This window comes from Amycolatopsis sp. NPDC004368 (assembly GCF_053602515.1).
Window position 1 is genome coordinate 221,095 of record NZ_JBSGDT010000009.1, and the last position, 20,750, is coordinate 241,844.

At 66.5% G+C, this 20,750-nt stretch carries 20 protein-coding genes and 1 tRNA gene; 17 read left to right on the forward strand and 4 right to left on the reverse strand.

Annotated features, from left to right (window positions below; genetic code table 11):
* Nucleotides 1-563 precede the first annotated feature (563 nt).
* The 13 genes from ACWEOE_RS16440 (at nt 564) to ACWEOE_RS16500 (ending at nt 11,567) form a co-directional block, all read left to right on the forward strand.
* Entirely contained in the window at nt 564-2,282 is a 1,719-nt protein-coding gene (locus tag ACWEOE_RS16440; protein WP_452009396.1) for an AIPR family protein, read from the forward strand.
* Between the two features lie 58 nt (nt 2,283-2,340).
* Nucleotides 2,341-3,579 (forward strand): helix-turn-helix domain-containing protein, encoded by a 1,239-nt coding sequence (locus tag ACWEOE_RS16445; protein ID WP_452009399.1) that lies wholly within the window; start codon nt 2,341-2,343, stop codon nt 3,577-3,579.
* A gap of 4 nt (nt 3,580-3,583) precedes the next feature.
* Entirely contained in the window at nt 3,584-4,144 is a 561-nt protein-coding gene (locus ACWEOE_RS16450; protein ID WP_452009401.1) for a flavoprotein, read from the forward strand.
* Between the two features lie 61 nt (nt 4,145-4,205).
* On the forward strand, nt 4,206-4,499 hold the full coding sequence (locus ACWEOE_RS16455) for a hypothetical protein (protein WP_452009403.1): 294 nt from the start codon (nt 4,206-4,208) through the stop codon (nt 4,497-4,499).
* Between the two features lie 243 nt (nt 4,500-4,742).
* Entirely contained in the window at nt 4,743-5,015 is a 273-nt protein-coding gene (locus tag ACWEOE_RS16460) for a hypothetical protein (protein ID WP_452009405.1), read from the forward strand.
* A gap of 39 nt (nt 5,016-5,054) precedes the next feature.
* Nucleotides 5,055-5,507, forward strand: a complete 453-nt coding sequence (locus ACWEOE_RS16465) for a hypothetical protein (RefSeq protein WP_452009408.1) — start codon at nt 5,055-5,057, stop codon at nt 5,505-5,507.
* A gap of 273 nt (nt 5,508-5,780) precedes the next feature.
* Nucleotides 5,781-6,029, forward strand: coding sequence for a hypothetical protein (locus ACWEOE_RS16470; RefSeq protein WP_452009409.1), 249 nt, complete (start codon nt 5,781-5,783; stop codon nt 6,027-6,029).
* Complete coding sequence (locus ACWEOE_RS16475) at nt 6,013-6,261, forward strand: AMED_5909 family protein (protein ID WP_452009411.1); 249 nt, start codon at nt 6,013-6,015, stop codon at nt 6,259-6,261. The genes ACWEOE_RS16470 and ACWEOE_RS16475 overlap by 17 nt, the downstream gene beginning before the upstream one ends.
* A gap of 357 nt (nt 6,262-6,618) precedes the next feature.
* Nucleotides 6,619-8,160 (forward strand): FtsK/SpoIIIE domain-containing protein, encoded by a 1,542-nt coding sequence (locus ACWEOE_RS16480; RefSeq protein ID WP_452009414.1) that lies wholly within the window; start codon nt 6,619-6,621, stop codon nt 8,158-8,160.
* On the forward strand, nt 8,157-8,543 hold the full coding sequence (locus ACWEOE_RS16485) for a hypothetical protein (RefSeq protein ID WP_452009416.1): 387 nt from the start codon (nt 8,157-8,159) through the stop codon (nt 8,541-8,543). The genes ACWEOE_RS16480 and ACWEOE_RS16485 overlap by 4 nt, the downstream gene beginning before the upstream one ends.
* Nucleotides 8,544-8,563: 20 nt before the next feature.
* The gene (locus ACWEOE_RS16490) at nt 8,564-10,135 is read left to right on the forward strand and encodes a replication initiator (RefSeq protein ID WP_452009455.1); all 1,572 of its coding nucleotides are present in this window, start codon (nt 8,564-8,566) and stop codon (nt 10,133-10,135) included.
* A 14-nt stretch (nt 10,136-10,149) separates the two neighbouring features.
* On the forward strand, nt 10,150-10,368 hold the full coding sequence (locus ACWEOE_RS16495; RefSeq protein WP_452009419.1) for a helix-turn-helix transcriptional regulator: 219 nt from the start codon (nt 10,150-10,152) through the stop codon (nt 10,366-10,368).
* Complete coding sequence (locus tag ACWEOE_RS16500) at nt 10,368-11,567, forward strand: tyrosine-type recombinase/integrase (RefSeq protein WP_452009422.1); 1,200 nt, start codon at nt 10,368-10,370, stop codon at nt 11,565-11,567. The genes ACWEOE_RS16495 and ACWEOE_RS16500 overlap by 1 nt, the downstream gene beginning before the upstream one ends.
* Here ACWEOE_RS16500 and ACWEOE_RS16505 read toward each other — a convergent pair whose 3' ends face one another.
* The 4 genes from ACWEOE_RS16505 to ACWEOE_RS16520 form a co-directional block, all read right to left on the reverse strand.
* Entirely contained in the window at nt 11,568-12,725 is a 1,158-nt protein-coding gene (locus ACWEOE_RS16505) for a hypothetical protein (RefSeq protein WP_452009423.1), read from the reverse strand. It abuts the gene before it with no gap.
* 302 nt (nt 12,726-13,027) lie between these two features.
* Nucleotides 13,028-13,101, reverse strand: a tRNA-Pro gene (locus ACWEOE_RS16510).
* A 186-nt stretch (nt 13,102-13,287) separates the two neighbouring features.
* A complete protein-coding gene (locus ACWEOE_RS16515) occupies nt 13,288-14,058 on the reverse strand; it encodes an enoyl-CoA hydratase/isomerase family protein (protein WP_452009425.1) in 771 nt (256 codons plus the stop codon).
* Nucleotides 14,055-14,966 carry a PaaX family transcriptional regulator gene (locus tag ACWEOE_RS16520; protein WP_452009428.1) on the reverse strand — a complete coding sequence of 304 codons (912 nt, stop codon included), beginning with the start codon at nt 14,964-14,966 and terminating at the stop codon, nt 14,055-14,057. The genes ACWEOE_RS16515 and ACWEOE_RS16520 overlap by 4 nt, the downstream gene beginning before the upstream one ends.
* A gap of 131 nt (nt 14,967-15,097) precedes the next feature.
* Between ACWEOE_RS16520 and ACWEOE_RS16525 the strand changes: the two genes are divergently transcribed.
* The 4 genes from ACWEOE_RS16525 (at nt 15,098) to ACWEOE_RS16540 (ending at nt 20,661) form a co-directional block, all read left to right on the forward strand.
* Nucleotides 15,098-16,735 carry an ABC-F family ATP-binding cassette domain-containing protein gene (locus tag ACWEOE_RS16525; RefSeq protein ID WP_452009431.1) on the forward strand — a complete coding sequence of 546 codons (1,638 nt, stop codon included), beginning with the start codon at nt 15,098-15,100 and terminating at the stop codon, nt 16,733-16,735.
* 301 nt (nt 16,736-17,036) lie between these two features.
* Nucleotides 17,037-18,491, forward strand: a complete 1,455-nt coding sequence (locus ACWEOE_RS16530) for an alpha/beta hydrolase (RefSeq protein ID WP_452009434.1) — start codon at nt 17,037-17,039, stop codon at nt 18,489-18,491.
* Nucleotides 18,492-18,878: 387 nt separating this feature from the next.
* Nucleotides 18,879-19,697, forward strand: coding sequence for an alpha/beta hydrolase (locus ACWEOE_RS16535; RefSeq protein ID WP_452009436.1), 819 nt, complete (start codon nt 18,879-18,881; stop codon nt 19,695-19,697).
* 85 nt (nt 19,698-19,782) lie between these two features.
* Nucleotides 19,783-20,661 carry an alpha/beta fold hydrolase gene (locus ACWEOE_RS16540; RefSeq protein WP_452009438.1) on the forward strand — a complete coding sequence of 293 codons (879 nt, stop codon included), beginning with the start codon at nt 19,783-19,785 and terminating at the stop codon, nt 20,659-20,661.
* Nucleotides 20,662-20,750: the final 89 nt, after the last annotated feature.

Consider the following 20,750-nt stretch of genomic DNA (forward strand, 5'->3'; position numbering starts at 1 on the left):
GGCGTTCCTGAAACGCCTGGTCGTTCGTCGCCGTGCATGACGTGTGGTCCCCACGTGGTCCCCAGCGTCGAACCTGGTCATGGGTGCGCCGGTTGTCTTCTTGCCCCCGAGCAGTGGCCGACACGCGGAGGCAGCCTGGCCCCTTCTTCCTCGTCCCTGCCGCCCCTAGCGTCGGATTGGCGCCGTCAAGGGTGAGCGCAGCTCATCGCGTCAGCGACGCCGCAGGCGCCCTTGATGGCGTCGATCCGCCGTTAGACGATCACCGACGAGGGAGCGGCCTCCGAGGCCCCGACGGACGGCAGTAACGCCAGCGTCGCTTTGAGCGTTCTACGCCTCATGTGGATCTCTGCGTCCCGTGTCCGCCTGGGGTGGCGCGCCCACCCCACCGCACCTCCGGCGGCCCGCCCCGCGGCCGGCGGCCGAAGCGGAGCGGCAGGCCGTCCGTGCCGCTTGCGGGCGGGGCCGCCGTGCATGCGGTGACCTGCGCGCCGCCCCAGGCGGCGCCTTGATCCTATAGAGCCAAATTCGGCAATAGTTGTCTCACAAGCCTGCGAGGACGGAAATTGAGCAAGGTTCATGTGCGCCATATCAAGGCCGCACTGGTTCGCGACTTCGATAACCTGATTGACATGTCGGACTATGCTAATGCTGGCGAAGAGCAGCGCGGCAAGGCATTTTGCACGCGATCTCTGGCTGCCTTTGCATTGCAAAGATTCGCGGATATTGATCAGGTGCAAGCCGCGCAATCCGTAGTTGACGGAAGTAATGACAACGGAATTGACGCGATCTACATCGATCAGACAAACTCGAAAGTCATATTAGTTCAGTCAAAATGGGACACCAATGGAACGGCAACCATAGGTCTAGGTGACTCGCGGAATTTTGTCGCTGGTTTTAAGGACCTTACCGATGAACGGTTTGAGAGGTTCAATGATAAGATCGGTCGCCAAAAGGATGTAATCAGTGAAGCTCTCGGCGACCCTAGTGTCCGCTTTGTATTGGTCGTCGCAACCACGGGCGGCAGTACGCTAAATCCTGCGGTTCAACTCGTCTTTGATGACACGCTTGATGAGCTCAACAACCCGATCCCTTTGGTTGACTTCCAAGTTCTAGGGTTGACTGAGTTTCACGCGCTAGTTTCGGAGGGTGTAGACGGCGGATCGATAGACTTAACGGCCACGGTAGAACATTGGGGAACAATTACCGAGCCTTATGAAGCATTCTATGGCGTAGTCGACGCGAAAACAGTGGGCGATTGGTATGCGCGCCATGGCGATAGTCTATTCGCGCAGAATATTCGCGGGTCACTAGGGGTCACAGGGGTCAACAACAACCTTCGTGAGACTCTTGCTGAGCAGCCTGATCACTTCTGGTACTTCAACAACGGAATTACCGTACTGTGTCAGAAAATCGAGAAGTCGGCCCGCGGTGCCACGACGCGCAACTATGGAGAGTTTTCTCTTTTTGGTGCCAGTGTAGTAAACGGCGCACAGACGGTGGCGAGTATTCACAGAGCTTTGAAGGACTCGGATGCTGCCGAGGGTGCGCGAGTGTGGATTCGACTCATTTCCCTGGAGGCTTGCCCACCTGAGTTTGCCAAGGAAGTAACACGAGCTACTAATACTCAAAACTCGGTCGAAGCTAGCGACTTTGTGGCGCTAGATCCAGAGCAGGCACGATTGCGCGTGGAAATGCTACTTTCGTGCAGTAAAATTTACGCAATCAAACGAGGTGACGAATCGCCAGATCAAGCTATGGGATGCACCGTTTATGAAGCTACCGTTGCGCTCGCATGTGCATACCCAGACCCGTCACTTGCCGTACTTGCCAAGAGTGCCGTGGGTCGACTCTGGGAGTCAACGGAGAGGCCGCCGTACAAGTCGCTCTTCAATTCGAGCGTCAGTGCATTCAAGATTTGGCGTACTGTAGAAGTGTTGCGGTCAGTTGACTCTGCGCTGAACACGCTTCGCTACAATAAGGAGGGAAGGGAAAGGTCTATTGTGGTACAAGGCAATAGGATTGTCGCACATTTGGTGTTCCATATGATCGACATGAGCAAGGTGGATGATCCGGATCTTAACTGGTCAAGCGTTCTGAAAGGTGTATCAAGGCTTACCCATGTGATTGTCAATCTACTGACGGATCATGTTGAGTCAATGTACGCCAACAATTACATTACAAGTTTGTTCAAGAACGCGTCAAGATGTAAAGATTTGGTCGCCAAGACCATTAACGACCTGGAGAAGCCTCAATACCAAGAGTACCGCAAGCTTGGTGCATAAAGGCACAATCGAGCAGTGACGGCGTGAGCTTCGGTCGAGACCTTGTTAGGCTATAGCCATGCGTGGTGCGGGGGATCAGCTCAGCATCGGTGAACGGATCGCCTTCTACCGGCGGCGGCGTGGGCTGTCGCAGGCAGTGCTTGCTGACCTGGTGGGCCGCACTGAGGACTGGTTGAGCAAGATCGAGCGTGGTGAGCGGGATATCCGCAGGTTGGACATCCTTGCTGACCTCGCGCGGGCGCTCCGTGTGACGCTGGGTGACCTGCTCGGTGAACCGGTTCTGATGGAGGACAGGGAGAAGAACGACGACGTCCCGGCGATACGCGATGCCCTCATGGCGCCCCGCAGGCTTTCCCGGACGTTGTTTTCCTCCGCCTTGTCGCCCGAGTACATCGACCCGGCGCCCGTCGCTCAGTTGGTGGAAGGTGCCTGGTCGAGCTACCAAAACGGTGAGCTCGGCCGGGTCGTTGCGGCCCTGCCCGGGCTGATCAAGACGAGCCAAGCCATGGAAGCCGCGTCGGTCGATGATGCGGCTTACAAGCGCGCGTGTGCGGCGGTGTCCGCACGAGTCCACCACCTGGCGGCGACCACGCTCAGCAAGATCGGCGAGGCCGACCTCTCCTGGATTGCCGCCGAACGGGCGATGCAAGCCGCAGACGATGCAGATGACCCGCTGGTCCTGGCCTCGGCCGCCCGCTCGGGTACGCACGCGCTGCTGGCCGTGGGCAGGTTCGATGACGCGCTCGAACTCGGCGACGTCGCCGCGAAGTGGCTCGTCCCCCGGATGGCCGCCGGTGATCCAGCCGCGCTGAGCCTCTACGGGATGCTCTACCTCCGCACGGCCGTTGCCGCTGCCCGTCACCAGGACCGATCGACCGCGAATGACCTTCTCGCGAACGCCAGTCGGGCCGCGGAGCAACTCGGAGTGGACGCGAACCACTGGCAGACCGGTTTCGGACCGGCCAACGTCGAACTCCACCGGCTCTCTGCCGCCCTCGACCTGGGCGACGTCAGTCAGGTGATCGAGACCGCACCCCGGGTGAACGTCGATCACTTGCCGGTCGAGCGGCAGGTCACGCACCTGATCGACTTCGCGCGGGCGCTTAGCCTGCTCGCGAAGGATGACGACGCACTTCAGGTGCTCCTCGACGCGGAGACCAAGGCCCCGACGATCGTCCACCACAACACGATGGTCCGGGAGGTCGTACGGTCGATGTACCGCCGTGCCCCGGCCTCGGCGGGTAAGAAGTCCTCGGCGCTCTTGGCGCTGGCTGAGCGCTGCGGCGCGGTGAGGTAGGCGCATGACGTCGCGCGTTCTCGGGCTCGTCGGCTCGGGTGCTGGTGGGGTGGAAGACCTTCTTCCAAAGCTGATCCGTCCCGTTCAAGCCGCCGGCTGGACGGTAGCGGTCACCTTGACGCCGACGGCCGGCCAATGGCTGGCCGAGTCAGGCGCGCTGGCCGAGATCGAAGAAGCCACCGGCTACCCGGTGCGGGTCGAGGCCCGGTCTCCATCGCAGACCAGCCTGCACCCGGCGCCAGACTGCTACCTGGTGACGCCAGCGTCGGCCAATACCGTCGCGAAGCTCTCGCTCGGCATCGCTGACAATCAGGCGTTGACGCAGGTCAACGAGGCGATCGGGACCCGCAACCTGCCGGTCGTAGTCTTCCCCCGGGTGAACGCGGCGCACGCCCGGCAGCCGTTCTGGGACATGCACATCGAGAACCTCCGCCGCGTCGGCGTGCACCTGCTGTACGGCGACGACGTCTGGCCGCTGCACGAGCCGCGTAGCGCTCCCGGCCGGGAGCTGCCCTGGTCGGCGATGCTCGACGCGATCGAGAAGGCCCTCCCAGCCCGCCGTTAGTGCCGCAGCGGGTAACGGCTGACTGGTCCCGAGGCCGCACCGCCCCAAGTAACATCACGTGGTGATCTCAATGATCGTGAGCCGCGAGCTGCGGGGCGAAGTTGTGGCGAGGGCGGGGTGCGCGGTGCCGTGGGAGATCGCACTCGTCGGCATGAACCAAGCAGCGTTTCCCATGCTCGGTGCACTCGATCCATATGGTGATGCGGTTTTCAACCGCCTGCAGATCCCTGCGCTGCTGGAGGAGTTGGACAGGCTGCCCGTTGAGCGCGGGGGCGCGTGGGTCGCTGAGGCTCGGGCCTTGTGTGAGGTGGCGTTGCGAGAGCCGCACCACTACATCGTGTTTGTCGGCGACTGATCCCGAACCAGGCGGTGACTGCGCGCACGCTGGTCTGGCATCTCCGGACGGCGCCCCGAGATACCGACCCAGAGTCGAGACGCAGGATCGTCATGAGGGCTGTCCTCGACGCAGGTTAGAAGTCGTCCAGACCCTGCTCAAGCACACCCGGACAGTTTGTCCGGGTGATCTTCCCTGGCCGGGTGTCTCCTGATCTCAGCGCGCCAAACCGGACGCGCTGAAGCCGAGACATCGGGAGAGCACATGGGCATTCACGTGGTGATTCAGCCCCTCGTCGGATACGGCGCCGCCGTCGTGTCGCCTTCCCCGGGAGTTCGCCAGCTGGTGGCCGGGGGCGATGAAACCGCGATCATGATCCAGGTACCGGCTCGGATCGGCGGCCTGATGGACACCGCGCGGTTCGCGCGGAGCCTCGCCGTGGCCGCGAACGAGTTCGGTGAGTGGTGCGAGACGCAGGACCGCACTCGCACGTACTCCTCTCCGCTCGGCGCCCAGTGGGTTGAAGAGCGCGACTGAGCGCAATCCGAAAACACAGATGAGCAAAGGGAATTCAGCATGGCTATTGACAAGGGACACCGGTTCTGCATCGACTTCGACGACGCGTTTCCGCAGGGCTTGGTGATGGTGGGCGAGGTTTCGCCGGACAACGAATTCCAGTCGCGTGAAGACCGGTCCGCCGGTCGGCCGACGCGTCAGCGCATCGACGAGGTGACAGGCAAGCGGCAGTGGAAGGTGATGGTCACCGATCCTGCCGAGACGAAGGCGAAGCGTGCTTCGTTCGAGATCACGTTCCTCGCGGACGTTCAGCCGGTGCCGACGACGAGTGAGGTGCTTCCGGGTATGCGCCCGGTGGAGCTGGAGGGGCTCACCGCGGAACCGCGCGTGGCTGGGCAGGGCGAGTTCAAGTACCAGTCGTACGCGTTCCGCGCGATGGGCTTCAAGGCCAGTGCTTCCGCGTCGAAGCCGGCCCGGTCGGGGCAGCAGGAGCAGACGGCCAAGGCCGCGTGACGGCTCTGATGGTGACCAGGAAATCGGTGCGGGCGTGGGAGGACGCGTACCGCAAGTACGGGGCAGCGTCGGAGGTTGCCGCTCGCGCAAGCCGAGGTGGGAACGGGACGGCGTCGGTGATGGCACACGCCTCGTCAGCGGTCGCCTCGGCCTGGCGTGCGATCGCGGAGGACATGGAAGGCCTGACGTGGTGGATGTTGGCGGCGGTCGAGTCCGCGGCCGAGGCATTCGAGGACCAGGCACGGCATTGGCAGCAGCAGGAGGGAAACGGCGTTGACGTTCAACGCGACGTGGTCGCCCGGTCCGGAGGCGGTCGCGGGGGTGCACCAGAGTGGTTCGACGACACCGCCGGGTTTGGTGCTGTACCTGGACCCGGACAGTCTGGCGATTACCCCGCCGGCGGATCCGGCTCTGTGGCCGAGGTTCGCGGAGTTCCTTCGCCAGGTCCGCGACGGGGCGGAGCAGTTGGCGGCGGTCGTCGACGCCCGCGCGGGGCTGGTGCGTGATGGCGACGACGACTGAGCCTCAGACGCTCCAGGCCGCGCACAACGCCGCCACTGAGCGACGTCCCCCGGCGGACGCGAACCTCACCGCGTGGGTGGCGTTCCACCAGATGAACGCCCGCATGTACCGAGCGGTGGCCGACGTGGACCGGTGGCACCACCACGAAGCCATGTACTGGGTTGGCTACGAGGAACGGAAGGCGGGTGAAGCGTCGGCACGGCTCCAGGCGGAGAAGTCGCAAACCAACTAGTCGCATGTAGACGAAGAGAAGTCAAGAGAAGTAACGAAAAACGCACGCCGGGACGTGCGGCGATGAAGCACGTCCTCATGCGGTGTTCGTGATCCGTAAGGCGCAGAAGCGGAACCTGGCTACCAACCTTGCCGCTCCTGCGCTTGTCCACAACCAGCGGAAGTGAACAATGACAACGCTAAACGATGGCAAGAACCGTGCGCCAGCCGGGGTCACCCGAACGAAGTGCTTGTCCTGCAAGCGATTCGCGAAGCTCCTGCCCGGCGAGACGAAGTGGGCTGCCTGCCTCGGCGCGCTGCCGCTGGACCTCTCCGTGCGGCGAGGTGACCGGTGATGCACGTATCGGCTGGGTTCCTGATGGTCTCGGTGGCCGGCCTCGGACTTGGTGTCTGGGTGCTCCACAAGATCGGTCGCGCGCTGGCCTCGGTGGCTGAAGCTCTGGCGGCTGCCGCGATCGTGTTCGTGGCGCTGTGGTGGCTGTGCAAGGGCGCTTTCTGGTTGGTGGCTCAGGTGTTCAAGCGGTGGCGTACGAGTCTCACCGTGATCGGCGCTTACCTCTGGGTTGACGGGTTGGGGTGGGTTTCGCTGACCGCCACCCTCGGCGGCATCGCTGCTGTGCTCGGGCTGTGGCGGCTGGTTGACGTCGTCTCGTTCGATCAGCTGTGCTGGCGGTTTCTGCGCTCGTGGTGGGCTCGCTGGGCTGTGTACGGCCGCAAGCTCCCGAACTGGCTGCACGCCTGCGGGCTATCCGTGCGGGACGAGGCAATGCCGGTGGTGGTGAACGTCAACCTCGTTGGTCGGCGACGCTCCCTGTCGCGTTCGACGTCAACCCGGGCCGGTGTGCATCTGCCCAAGGTGCTCAAGGTGCGCTCGGGTCCGTCGTGGGACGAGGTGCGGGTTGAGCTTGTGGCCGGTCAGAAGCCGGAGGACTTCGACGAAGCGGCTCGGGCGTTGGCGGTGGCGCGGAAGGTCGCGCGGTGTCAGGTGCGGGAGCAGGCGCCCAACGTGGTGTCGATCGACTTCCAGCGCCGTGACCTGTTGAGCTCGGTTGTGCGGTCGCTGCCGGTGCCGGACCTGGTAGCGGTCGAACGGACGGGCGTGGACCTTCGCAAGGTCTGGTCGGGGCACACCGAGTACGGGACCGCCTGGCAAGTGCCGCTGCTTGGCTCCGGCGCGCACTGCCTCACGGCCGGCGCTTCGGGTGCGGGCAAGAACTCGGTGATGTGGTGCCCGCTGGTCTCTGCCGCCTCGGCGATCCGGTCCGGCGTGATCCGGATGTCGGGCATCGATCCCAAGGGCATGGAACTGGCCTACGGGCGTGGGATCTTCTCCCGCTACGCAGTCACCGGTGCGGAGGCCTTGGAGGTGCTGGACGGCCTGGTGGACGAAATGGAGTCGCGCAAGCGCGCCTTTGCCGGGCGAGTGCGGACGATCCCGGTTTCGACGGAGTACCCGTTGGAGCTGCTGGAGTTCGACGAGATCGCGGCGTTGACGAAGTACACCGACCGTAAGACGCGTGACGCGATCGTGGAACGGGTTGCGCTTCTGACCACCCAGGGTCGGGCGTTGGGCATGTCGGTCCGCGGCTACGTCCAGGAGCCGACGAAGGACACGGTGCCGGTCCGGGAGCTGTTCACACGGCGGGTGTGTCTGCGCGTGACGTCCAAGACGCACGTCGGGATGGTCCTCGGTGATGGCGCGTACGAGCGGGGTGCCTGGGCCAACCGCATCGGGGACTCCGAGGCCGGCGTGGGCTATGTGTGGGGCGAGGGCATTCGTGAGCCCCTGCGGGTGCGCGCGGGCTGGGTGTCGGACGAGACGGTCAAGGCGCTGGAGCACTACGTCACCAACGGCGGCATCGCTGACCTCGGTGCTCGCGGTCAGGGGGTGGCAGCGTGAATCAGCTGATGGTCTTCCTCGACGCCATTCGTGACCACCTCGACTTGCACCAGCTGCCGCCGGTCGCGTCTCTCGACGTCACGGCGTGGTCGAGGCCGATCACGGTGCAGCTCGACGTGGATGGGCTGCCCGAGGTCGCGCGTGCGCTGCTGGTCTGGGCGGAGACCCTCGACGACGTCACCGCGACCCTTTGGCGGACGTCGGAAGGTCGCTGGGTGCACCTGAGCGTCGCCGGCCGGACGCCGTGTGGGGTCCCGGTTCGTGTCTACGGCGTGGTTCCCTTCGAGCCCAGCGCGTTTCCGGACCTCCCGGCTGACGCCAAGCAACCGATGCAGGTCTCCCTTCTGCGGGACTGGATGCGGCCCGGGGAGGTGGCCGCGTGAGTGAGACACGCGCCGAGCGGATGCGGGCACCCCTCGCTGATGACGTCATCAAGGCGACGGCAGAGAAGCACGGGGTTTGCGTACGGCCGTTCACGATGGAGGTCGGAGACCAGGACACCGGGGAGATTCGCTACGTGCCGGTGCCGTGCGGGTCCACCGTGGAATCGGTGTGCCTGCCGTGTGCCCGCAAGGCCAAGGCGCTTCGGCAGGTGCAGTGTCGCGAGGGCTGGCACATGACCGAGGAACCCAACCTCACCTCGGAGCCGCCCACCGAAGACCAGACGGAGTTGCTGACCTTCCGCGCCGATCTGGTCGCCGCCTACCGTGACGTCGTCGATGAGGACGCGGCTGAGGCCGAGGGGCTGCGGGAAGAGATCCGGGGTGTGGATGAGGAACTTCGGCAACTCGGTGTCCGGGGCCGGCTGCCGTCCGTCGAGCTGCCCGCCAGGAAGGCGGTGAAACGGTCGACGAAGCGGCGGCAGGACTCTCCCAACCTGCCTAGCCGCAGGGTCGCCAAGACCACCGTTGGGCGTGAGTACGCAGGACGGTTCCGGCCATCGATGTTCGTCACGCTGACCTGCGACACCTATGGCCCGGTCCGCGGTGACGGCGCCCCGGCCAACCCTGCCGCCTACGACTACCGGCGGGCTGCTCGAGATGCGGTGCACTTCTCGGCGCTGGTCGATCGGTGGTGGCAGAACCTGCGGCGGGTCGTCGGCTGGGATGTGCAGTACTTCGCCACGGTCGAGCCGCAGAAGCGGACTGCGCCGCACCTGCACGCGGCGGTGCGGGGATCGGTGCCGCATGAGGTGATCCGGCAGGTCACGGAGGCGACGTATCACCAGGTCTGGTGGCCCAATCACGACGAAATCGTCTACACGGACCGGATGCCCACCTGGGACGGGCCGGAACGCGGGTTCGTTGACCCCGAGTCCCGCGAGCCGCTGCTGAGCTGGGACGACGCAGTGGACCAAGTCGAGGTGCCGGCGCATGTGGTGACCTTCGGGCGTCAGGTGCACTCCAAGGGGATCTTGGGTGGGAGCGACGAGGCTGGCCGCCACATCGGCTACCTCACGAAGTACCTGACCAAGTCGACCGGGGAAGTGGTTGAGGCCGACACCGCCGCTCTGGCCGATCATCACGACCGCCTGCACGCAGAGTTGGCCATCACCCCGTGCTCGCCTCGGTGTGCGGTGTGGCTGCTCTACGGGGTCCAGCCGAAGGGTGCGACTGGCAAGACCACCCCGAGGCATTGCAAGGGCCGGGCTCACCGGCGGACCACGCTCGGTTTGCCGGGCCGTCGCGTGCTGGTGTCGCGCAAATGGTCGGGCAAGACGCTCGTGGATCACAAGGCGGACCGGCGGGGGTTCGTCCTCGACGCGTTGGCCGCCGTCGGGATCGAGAAGCCACAGCCGGATCCGGCGCGGTTGGTCTGGCGCAAGGCCGACTCGGGCGACCCGCACGTGCCACCCCGGCCGCACCTCGTAATGCACGCGATCGCCGAACGCATCGCATGGAAGGCCGAATACGACCGGGCGCTACTTGCAGCCGCCGGGCCGCCGGAAACTTCGGCAACTCGTGCGGCAGCGTGAGAGAGGGGGACGAGATGGAGTTGCGGCTTGTGGATGGGCGGTGGTTCACCACGGAGGAACTCGGTGAGCTGTTGGGTGTTGACCCGTCGACTGTGCGGCGGTGGCGTACGTCTCGGCCGCCGCAAGGTCCGCCGTTCGTGCAACTGTCGGAGCGGGTGACGGTCTACAGCGCTGCCGACGTGGAGGCGTGGCTTCGCAGCAAGCGCATCGACCCCGGGGCGGTGGCCGCGTAATGGCCGGCGAGGTGATGCTCCCCATCGGTGTCTCGCTGTCGTCGGACGTCGAGTACCGACCCGGGCGAGCCAATCCGTACCGGGCCCGGGTGCGGTGGATCGACCCGGTGACCAAGAAGCGGCCGAGCAAGTCAGAGGCGTTCGCGGAGGAGGACGATGCCCGGGCGTGGATTCAGCGCATCGAGCGCGCGGCCGCGCAAGGCGTCGATCCGCTCACGGCCACCATGTCGCTGTCCGAGTACGGCGAGGCCAACATGCCGCTCGCGCTGCGCGGTCTGGAAGCCAAGACGACGGACCCGTACATGGCCGGCTGGCGTAAGCGCGTCGTGCCTTCTTTGGGTCATCTGCCGGTCAGCATGATCACGAATGGTGCCGTCGACCGTGCGGTTCACGCGTGGATCGCTGACGAGTGCGGCCGGTCGACGGTGAAGAACAGCATCGCGGTGCTCGTAAGGGTGATGGAACAGGCCGTCCGGGACGAGATCATCGACCGGAATCCGGCGCGGGTGACGGGGTGGCAACAGGAGTACAAGCGTGCCGAGGACGAGTTGGACGATCCGCGGTCTCTTGCGCTCCCGGACTGGTTTGCGCTGACTACCTTGGCCGATGCTTTGGTCGCGCGCTCGTCGGGCGAGTACGGCGGTTGGGGCGAGGTCGTGTTGTTCGCCGCGTCGACGGCTGCCCGGATCGGGGAAGTCTCGGGCTGCCGCGTGCGGGATATCGACACGAAGGAGTGGACTTGGACGGTCCGCCGCCAGACCACGCCGTCGCCTGGCGGCCTGGTGGACAAGGGCACGAAGGGCAAGAGGGCGCGGACGGTGCCGTTGATCGAGGACATTCGGGAGCTGGTCGAGCGCCGCATCGCCCTCGCCGATCGCGACCCGGACGGCCGGCTCTTCCGCGGCCCTCGCGGCGGCCGCATCACCACGGCAGTCCTTCGTGACGCAACGTCGTGGGACGAGGTGGTTTCGCAGCTCGGCTACGACCACCTGCGTCGCCACGACCTGCGGCACACGGGACTGACCTGGATGGCGGATGCTGGCGTGCCGGTCCATCACCTGCGAGAGATCGCAGGTCATGGGTCGTTGTCGACGACGCAACGATATCTCCACCCGGATCGGCGGTCGGTCTCTGATGCGGGCGAGTTGTTGACGAAGCACCTCAGGTCGCCGAGCCGTGCGCGACTGCGCGCAGTTTAGTCAGCTCGGTCGAAGCCGCCGTAAGGCCGTATCGGACCGAACCTCAAGGATTCCTCGAACCCGAGTCGTTTCGACGCTGGCACTATCGATTGCACTTGCAATTCTGTCGAGCACTGAAGCAGCCTTCCGTGCACTGCTTGTGAACCTTCTGGTCATGTTTGGTGAATCTGCCAAGATCGTGGAGAAATCACGGAGATTTTGAGAGGTATCATTGAATGTGGACTCAAGTTCCAACAATTTTACTATCGCGTCACGCGCTTCAATAACTTCTTCCATGCTCTGGACGAGAGCTTCTTTGGAGAGGGTATCAACTGCCGCCGAGTAGGTCGAAAGTACCTGCTCTAGTTTTGCGGCTTGAGGTGAAAGGGAAGCTGAATAGGAGTCGAGGTCTGCTGCTACCTGATTGGCAATCGCCGCGTTGGCTGAAGCTGATCTGTTGCCTAGTTGTTCCTGAGCTCTTCGCATCCTGCGCGTGTGCATTTCCACGAGTTCGCCGATTTCAACTGTCCTACTAGCGATCGGCCGAGTTGCTTCATTCAACTCGAACCCGAGGGTTTCCAGCTGTACCATTGCTTCCAGGTACCCTTGCTCCTCAGGCTCTTCCGGTGCATCCGTGGCTGGATTTTGAGGGGATTCAGCTCCGGCGCTGGTGAGGTTTATTGATTTAACTGGCGCGTCTTCGCGCAAGAATTCGGGTGCATAATCTTGAACTGGATTCCCGAACTCGGCATCGTTGGCCAGGAGTGCTGTGCCGATTGACTTTAGGGTTTCGCGTATCTTGGGTGCATCATCAAAGTGAGTCGAATACGAATTTGCTTTGTAAGTTCGAAGGTCGAAAGGAAGCTCGGAAATGTTTTGTGTTAATAGAACTACCCTGGCACCGAGAGCGTGTGCTAGTCCCACCTCGTACATGACGTTGCTGTTGAGGCCGGTTACGTCTGCCACCACCAAGTCGGCTCGGGCTATACCCAGGACAAACTCCTTCAGAATACTTTGCTGATTTAGGTCCGAATCGGCTCTTTTGACGCTAAAACCAGCCTCTTCCAAAGGTTGCTTTATTAAGTTTTCGAAGACGGATCGAAACTCCTCTGAAAATGGCATTAGCACAAAAGCAGTTGGAGTTTTTTGGCCAGACGGAGGTTGACCTTGATGATCCACTATTGCTCCCCAAAGCGGTCGTTTGACCTAAGGTCGTTTGAGGCGCGTCTCCCGTTACACCGGCCCGTACGGTTGGCGTTTAGCGGCCGGTTCGAAAGTCTTCAGATAGCTCCGCGGCTGGCCTGCACCAGCCACGGCCGTGCTGAGCTGGGCGCGGGGCATATCGGACGCTCCGGCGGACAGTCTGGTCCCCCGATGGTCCCCAAGCGATACTCCGGCATCCGTCTGCAAGATCCAGACGTTTGAATCAAAAAACCGCCTGACCTGGGCTTCCGCCCAAGCCAAGCGGCTCTTCTGTCCGGTCGGGCTGACAGGATTTGAACCTGCGACCCCTTGACCCCCAGTCAAGTGCGCTACCAAACTGCGCCACAGCCCGGACCCGTGCCTCGTGGAGTGGAGTGCTCCGTGAAGCTCGATGTAAGTACTGTAGCGGGTCGCAACCAGGGGATTGCGAGGAGGGTGCCATTTGCGCCCCCACCTGCGGAAACCGGGGCCACCGTGGGTGAACCCCCGGGCCTGGGAAACCACACGAGCCCCAGGGGTCACACGGGACGGCCGTGCCTCAGCGGCCCGTGAAGGTGGCCTTGCCGGGGCCGTCGGTGAGGAAGGACTTGACGGCGCCGCGCAGGTCGTCGGTGGTGAAGAGGGCGGCGGCGATGGCCGTGGTGTGGGCGTTGGCTTCGGGGACGCCGCCGTGTTCGAAGTGCGCCAGGATGCGCTTGGTGGCGGCGTGCGCGCGGGTCGGGCCGGTGGCCAGGTGGCCGGCGAAGGAGCGCGCGGCGGCGTCGAAGTCCTCGTCAGGCAGCACGCGGTTGACCACGTTCCAGCGTTCGAGCGTCTCGGCGGAGTAGGTGTCGCCGGTGAAGACGAACTCCTTGGCGCGGGCCACGCCGGCGCGGGCGGCCAGGCGCTGGGTGCCGCCCATGGTCGGGGTGAGGCCCACGACCTTCTCCACCAGGCCGAACTTCGCACTCTGCGCCGCCAGAAGCAGGTCGCACGCCATGGCGACTTCGAACGCCCACGTGAGGCACAGGCCGTGCGCGGCGAAGACCGTGGGGAACGGCAGGGCGGCGATGCGGTCGGGTACCTCGAGCAGACCGTCGAAGAAGACCTTCGCCTCGGCGGGTGAGCCCTGGGCGTCGAAGAGGGCGACGTCGACGCCGCCGCTGACCACGCGGCCCTCGGCGCGAATGAGGAGGGCGCGGGCGGGGTCGGTCTCCACCGACGCGATCGCGGTGAGCAGATCGTGTTGCAGGGACGTCGTGTAGAGGTTGAGCGGCGGTGCGTCGATCGTCAGTACCGCGAGGCCGTCGGAGCGGTCGAGCCGGGTCATGCCTTCTCCTCGTTGTCCAGCAGCTTGTCCCAGTACGCCTGCGCGGCCGGGCGCCACTCCACGTGCTTGCGGTGGAACAGCTCGCTCGCCTTGCGCCCGCTCCACTCGGCGGGCAGCAGCTCGGCCGGCAGCCGCGGGTCGAGGAACGGGAAGCGGCGCCACTCGTGCACGAGTTCGGTCTGCGCGCGCAGCACGGCGGGGTCGCCGGCCGGGCGCAGGCCGGTGAAGCGGTCGATGAAGTCCTCGTAACGATCGGTGAGCTCCGAGAGGTCCCACGACCGCTCGACCATGGTCTCCTGCTCACCGACCTCGCCGTACGCGGCGGTGAACGACATCGCCTGTGCGTCGAGCTGCAGCTCCGCCACGATCTGCTGCGCCTCGTGCTGCCGGCTCGGGTCGGGGCTCACCCACACGCCCGCCACGGGCGAGCCGAAACCCGCCCAGGTCAGCCGCGTGCGCAACCGGTGGCGCAGGTCGCGCTTGGCCTCGGGCACCGACACGATCAGCATCAGCCAGCGGCCCTCCCACGCGACCGCCTCGCGGCCGAACGCGTAGATCCGCTCGGCCCCCTCGGTGAGCAGCCGCCGGCCCGGCGGGGTGAGCGACCAGCGCACGCGCCGCCCGACGCGTTCGGACACCAGCCAGCCCTCGGCCGCCGAGCGCGCCAGTGCCTGGCGCGCCGACTTCTCCTCGATGTCGAGCATGCCCAGCGCTTCGACGAGCATGGACGTCCACACGGGACGGTCGCGGGGCAGCACGTACTCGCCCAGCACGGTCATCAACAGGGACCGGGCGCTCGCGTGGCTGACCTCGCGGCGCCTGCTGACCGTCGGCCGGGGCGCCGCCGCGCGGGGTTCCCGCTGCTTCGCCCGCTGGCCGAGCGTGACCGACGTGGCGGGTTCCGCCATCGCTTTCACCGACCTCACTGCTCGTGGTGGAGAACCTGGCCAGGCTACCCACGATGAGTGACTGCGACGACACTCGACACACTGGGAGCACGCGGGACGGCGCGGGCGGCACCCGTAGAATCACCGGTGAAATGAGCGCAACACTTGTCGCGAAGGGCCTGGCCGCCGGCCACGGCGACCGCATCCTGTTCTCCGGCCTCGACCTGGTCGTGGCCCCCGGCGACGTCGTCGGGCTCGTCGGCGTCAACGGCGCCGGCAAGTCCACGCTGCTGCGCACCCTCGCGGGCCTGCAGCCACCCGAGTCGGGGGAAATCCGGATCAACCCGCCGACGGCCACGGTGGGTCACCTCCCCCAGGAGCCCGAGCGCCGGCCGGGGGAGTCGGTGCGGCAGTTCCTCGCGCGCCGCACCGGGGTCGCCGACGCGCAGCGCGAGCTCGACGCCGCCACCGAAGCGCTGACCGAAGGCGCGCCCGGCGCCGACGACACGTACGCCACGGCGCTCGACCGCTGGCTCGCCCTCGGTGGCGCCGACCTCGACGACCGCGCCGGCGAGGTGGCGGCCGAACTGGGGCTGGCTGTGGACCTCGACCAGCCGATGGTGTCGCTCTCGGGTGGGCAGGCGGCGCGCGCCGGGCTCGCGTCGCTGCTGCTGAGCCGCTACGACATCTTCCTGCTCGACGAGCCCACCAACGACCTCGACCTCGACGGCCTGACCCGCCTCGAAAAGTTCGTCACCGGCCTGCGCGCCGGCACGGTGCTCGTGAGCCACGACCGCGAGTTCCTTGCCCGCACGGTGGACCGCGTCGTGGAGCTCGACCTGGCGCAGCAGCAGGTGAATTCCTACGGCGGCGGGTACGAGTCCTATTTGGAGGAACGCGCGGTCGCGCGGCGCCACGCGCGCGAGGACTACGAGGAGTACGCCACGACGAAGCAGGCGCTCGAGGAGCGCGGGCAGATGCAGCGTTCGTGGATGGAAAAGGGCGTGAAGAACGCGCGGCGCAAGCAGACCGACAACGACAAGGTCGGCCGCAAGTTCCGCAGCGAGGCCACGGAGAAGCAGGCGTCGAAAGCCCGCCAGACCGAGCGTCTGATCGAGCGGCTCGAGGTCGTGGAGGAACCGCGCAAGGAGTGGGAGCTGCGCATGGAGATCGCGGCGGCCCCCCGGGCGGGCGCGGTCGTCGCGACGCTGCGCGGTGCCGTCGTGCGGCGCGGCCCGTTCACGCTCGGTCCGGTCGACCTGCAGGTGGACTGGGCGGACAAGGTCGCCATCACCGGTGCCAATGGCGCGGGGAAGTCCACCCTGCTCGCCGCCCTGCTCGGCCGGTTGCCGCTCGACGAAGGCCACGCCACCCTCGGCTCCGGCGTCGTCGTCGGCGAGGTCGACCAGGCCCGCCGCCTGTTCCTCGGCGACGTGCCGCTGGCCGAGGCCTTCGCGCGCGAGGTGCCCGAACTGCCGGACGCCGACGTACGCACGCTGCTGGCGAAGTTCGGCCTGAAGGCAGCGCACGTGCTGCGGCCCGCGGCCACGCTGTCGCCGGGGGAACGGACGCGTGCGGCGCTGGCTTTGTTGCAGGCGCGCGGGGTGAACCTCCTCGTGCTGGACGAGCCCACGAACCACCTCGACCTGCCGGCGATCGAACAGCTCGAGTCCGCTTTGGACCGTTACTCCGGCACGCTGCTGCTGGTGACGCACGACCGGCGGATGCTTGACGCGGTGTCGGTGACGCGGCGGTTCGAGGTGGCGGACGGGAAGGTCACCGAAGCCTGAGGTTCGCGGGGCCGGCTGAAAGATCCGGCCGCGCCACTGGTGGACCGGCGCGGTGACGAACCGGGATCAGGTTGACGCCGTGGGTGCGCTCGCACCCGGCCGATGCGAGCGCGCGGTCGAGGTTCGGCAAGAGCAGCTCGGCCGCGCTGGTCGGAACGGCGTCGAATGCCCCGGGCACGGGGGGATGATCGGGTCCCGGTGAACGGCACCCGGGGTTTCCGGTTGTGCCGCCGGGGGCATGTCGGATGCGACGAGGAGCGGTCCGCGGGTGCACCGCCGTGGGGGAGCCCGAGGAGGGATCATGCGCAGGATCTTGCCCGCCGCGCTGGCGGCGCTGACGGTGGCGGCGGTGGCCGCGGTCCCGGCCGCCGCGGCGCGCCAGCCCGCGCTGCAGTGGGGTGGGTGTCCCGACCCGGTCCACGAAGCCGGTCTGCAGTGCACCCGGGTGACCGTGCCGCTGGACTACCGCAACCCGGCGGGGCGGAAGATCGAGATCGCCGTGTCGAGGCTGGCGAGTACTGCTCCTGCAAAACGCCGCGGCGTGCTGCTGCTCAATCCCGGCGGCCCCGGTCTGCCCGGTCTCTCGGTGCCGAATCTGCTGCCCTTCCCCCAGCAGGTCCGCGACAGCTACGACATCATCGGCTTCGATCCACGAGGGGTTGGGCAGAGCACCCCGGTGACCTGCGGGTTCACTGCGGAGCAGGGGAACCTCGCGGTCAACCCGCCGTATCCGCGGGACTCGGCGGAGGTGGCGAAGCAGGCCGTGGCCGCGAAGGCGTTCGCGGCGCAGTGCGCCGGTTCGCCGAGCGCGTCCGTGCTGCCGTTCGTCACCACGGCGAACACCGCCCGGGACATGGACCGGATCCGCGCCGCGCTGGGCGAGGACAGGATTTCCTACTACGGCACGTCGTACGGCACCTACCTGGGCGCGGTGTACACCACGCTCCACCCCGGCCGCAGCGACCGCATCGTGCTCGACAGCAGCCTTCCGCCGGAGGGTTACACCGTCGACGCCCTGCGGGACCAGGCTCTCGGGTTCCAGTTGCGGTTCCCGGACTTCGCGAGGTTCGCCGCCGCGCGCTCCGAGACCTACGGCCTCGGCAGCACACCCGCGGCGGTCACCGCGAAGTACTTCGTCCTCGCTGCGCGCCTCGACAAGACGCCGGCCCAAGGGCTCGACGGCACCACGTTCCGCGCCGCGACGGCCGGGCTGCTCCGGCAGGACAGCGAGTTCCCCGACCTGGCCGCGCTCTGGCACAGCGTCGACACCAACCAGCCCGACACCAACCAGCCCGACGCGCCCGGCAGCGCACCCGGCACCTACAACGACAACTTCCCCGCCAGTCACCTCGCGGTCGTCTGCAGCGACTCGCGGTGGCCCGCCTCGGTGCAGACGTACCAGCGCAACGTCGCCCTCGACCGGGTCCGCTACCCGATGTACGGGGCGTTCACCGCGAACATCCGCCCGTGCGCGTTCTGGCCGGCCTCGGCGGAGCCACCGGTGCGCATCACCGACCACGGCCCCTCCGACGTCCTGATCGTGGAAAACCTGCGCGACCCCGCAACGCCGTTGCCCGACGCCCTGCGGATGCAAGAAGCGCTCGGCCGGCGCGCCCGCATGGTCACCATCGACCAGGGCGGGCACACGGCCTACCTCGAAGCCGCGAACAAGTGCGGCAACGACACCGTGACCGACTACCTCGTCACCGGCGAGCGAGCCACCCACGGAGCGTTCTGCCCCGCCGAACCCTCCTGACCCCACGCTGGGCCGCGGAGCGCTTCGTTCACCGTCATCCGACTGCCGTAGACCGCAGCTCGCTGTCCGGAGTTCACTGTCCACTCACGACCACACTGATTCCACCGCTGTGGGGCGGCATTCTGTCGTGCCCGGTTCGAGTCAGCCGACTGCCCCGAGGCCCCGGACGACCGCAGCTGATCCGCGCAAACGCCGAAACCGGTCGAACGACTGCTCGGCTCGACCCGACGGCGCCGAACCCCGTGGCCATCTGACAGAAGCAGGCAGGCAGCGCGGCGGCGGATCCTGAGAACCCGCCGCGGGACGCGTGCTCGACCCGTATCGCGGCGATTTCAGCGGAGCGTCTGCTCCAGCGATCAAACCGTCGTGTGCCAAGGGAAGGTCCGCATGAACGATTTCTCCGCCGACGAGGCCGACACGATCGTGCTCGTCCACGGTCTCTGGGTGAACCCGCGTAGCTGGGAGGGGTGGAAACACCACTACGAAGCTCGCGGCTACCGGGTGCTCACGCCGGCCTGGCCGGGGCTCGACCGCGAGGTGGAGGAGCTTCGGCGTGACCCCGCGGGGATCGGGGGAGTCGGCCTTCGCGAGGTGGTCGACCACTACGAGTACGTCATCCGCGGGCTGGACCGGCCGCCGATCATCATGGGCCACTCGTTCGGCGGCACGGTCGTCCAGATCCTGCTCGACCGCGGGCTGGGCCGCGTCGGCGTCGCCATCGACTCGGCCGCGGTCAAGGGCGTCCTGCCGCTGCCGCTGTCGACCCTCAAGTCGACCTGGCCCGTCCTCGGGAATCCGGCCAACAAGAACAAGGCGGTCTCGCTGACGCCGGAGCAGTTCCACTACGCCGTGACCAACACGCTCACCGAGGACGAGTCCGCTGCGCGCTACGAGCGGTACGCCGTGCCGGGCTCGGCGCGCGTGCTCTTCCAGGGCGCGTTCGCCAACTTCAACCCCCGAGCCGCGACCCGGGTCGATTTCCGCAAGCACCAGGCCCCGCTCCTGTTCATCGCGGGGCAGGCCGACCACATCGTGCCGCCCAAGGTGAACAGGGCCAATTGGCGGCTCTCCCGCAAGTCCGCGGCCGTCACCGAGTACCACGAGTTCGCCGGGCGCTCGCACTTCATCATCGGGCAGGACGGTTGGCAGGAAGTCGCCGACTACGCGCTGAACTGGGCCGAGGAGCACGCCCCCGCCCGGGTGTGACATCGGCGGACCCACCACCACGAACCCCCGCAGGCGGACCTGTCTGCGGACAGCTGTGACAACTTCGGTCAACCAAGGAGAAACCGTGCCCAACCGTCGTGTTTTCCGCTCCGTCGTGCTCGGCGTGACCGGGATCGCCCTCGCCGCCGGCGTGACCACGCTCGCCTCGGCCGCGCCGTCCCACGAGAGCGCGCCCGCCGCGCTCTCGCACCCGGTCAAGGCTCCGAAACCGACGATCGTCCTCGTCAACGGAGCCTGGTCGGACTCGGCCAGTTGGGGCGGTGTGATCAAGCCCCTGCAGGCCGCCGGCTACCCGGTCGTCGCCCCGCCGACGGCCCTGCGCAGCCTCTCCGGGGATTCCGCGTTGCTGGCTTCCTACCTCAAGACCATCCAGGGCCCGATCGTCCTGGTCGGGCAGTCCTACGGCGGAGCCGTCATCACCGGTGCCGCCACGGGCAACCCCAACGTCAAGGCTCTGGTCTACATCTCGGCCTTCGAGCCGGACACGCATGAGAACGTCACGGCTCTGACCGGGCAATTCCCGGGCAGCCACATCAGCACCGATCCCACCGCGGTGCCTCCCACCGCCCTCAGCCCCGTCCCCTACCTCGCACCCGGCGACAAGCCCGAGATCGAGCTGTACGCGAAGGCGGCCCAGTACCGGGACCTGTTCTTCAGCAACCGCGTCTCCGTGGCCGCCGCCGCGGAACTCGCCGCCACGCAGAACCCCGTCGCCTCGACGGCCCTGGGCGAGCGCCTCGAAGGCGAGCCGGGTTGGAAGACGATCCCCTCGTGGACCCTCGTCTCCGACGCCGACCACTTGATTCCCCCGGCCGCCGAGCGCTTCATGGCCACCCGCGCCCACTCCCACATCGTCGAGGCCGACACCCCCCACGCCGCACAGGTGACCAACCCGGGGATCGTCGTCAACCTCATCGAACGGGCCGTCGCGGCCACCCGGTGAGGTGAACCGGTCGACACCGCCGGCCAATCCGGCGGTGTAGCCCCCGTACCGGCCGTAAACCGGCGGTAGGTCGGGGGGACCCCAACCGG